This window comes from Micromonospora sp. NBS 11-29 (assembly GCF_002140155.1).
Classification (GTDB): domain Bacteria; phylum Actinomycetota; class Actinomycetes; order Mycobacteriales; family Micromonosporaceae; genus Micromonospora.
Map to the genome: position 1 here is coordinate 12911 of NZ_NAPR01000005.1, position 781 is coordinate 13691.

The window sequence follows — 781 nt, forward strand, 5'->3', positions numbered from 1 at the left end:
CGGTCAGCCGACGGGTCCGCACACCCCGCTCCCGCCACGCCCGCTCGACCTCGTCCAGCGCTTCCACTGGACCGGACACCACCGTCGACACCGGCCCGTTGACCGCCGCGACACCCACCTGCGGATGATCCGCGATCGACGCGGTCACCTCGGCCTCGGGCGCGGCCACCGCCAACATCCCGCCACCCTCGGGCAGCGCCTGCATCAACCGGCCCCGCGCCGCCACCAGCGTGCACGCGTCTTCCAGGGACAGCACACCGGCCACGTACGCGGCGGTCACCTCACCAATCGAATGACCACCCACCATGTCGGGCACCACCCCGAACGACTCGACCAGGCGGANACCGAACAGCACCGGCTTGAGCGGCTGCGGCAACAACGCATCGAGCTGCCCGCACACCTCGTCCAACGCGGCGGCGAAGGTCGGGAACGCGGCGTACAACTCCCGGCCCATGCCGGCGCGCTGCGCACCCTGCCCGGAGAAGAGCACGGCGAGGGGGCCACCGTCGCCGGCCGTGCCGGTGGTCACCGCGCCGGAGGGGGTGCCGGCGGCCAGGGCGCGCAACGCGGTGAGCAGGTCGTCGCGGCCGGTGGCGGCGAGCACGGCGCGGTGTTCCAGGGCCGGGCGGGTGGTCAGCGCCGACCATCCGACGTCGGCGGGGCGGCGGGTGCCGTCGGCGGCGAGCCAGGTCGCCCAGCGGGCGGCCTGGGCGGTGAGCGCGGCGTCGGTACGCGCCGACAGCAGCACCGGCACCAGCCGGCTCTCCTCGAAGGTCTGGCC

At 75.0% G+C, this 781-nt stretch carries 1 pseudogene; it reads right to left on the reverse strand.

Annotated features, from left to right (window positions below):
• Window positions 1–754: pseudogene (locus tag B1205_RS33315) on the reverse strand (acyltransferase domain-containing protein); the annotation flags it as partial.
• Between the last annotated feature and the right edge of the window lie 27 nt (window positions 755–781).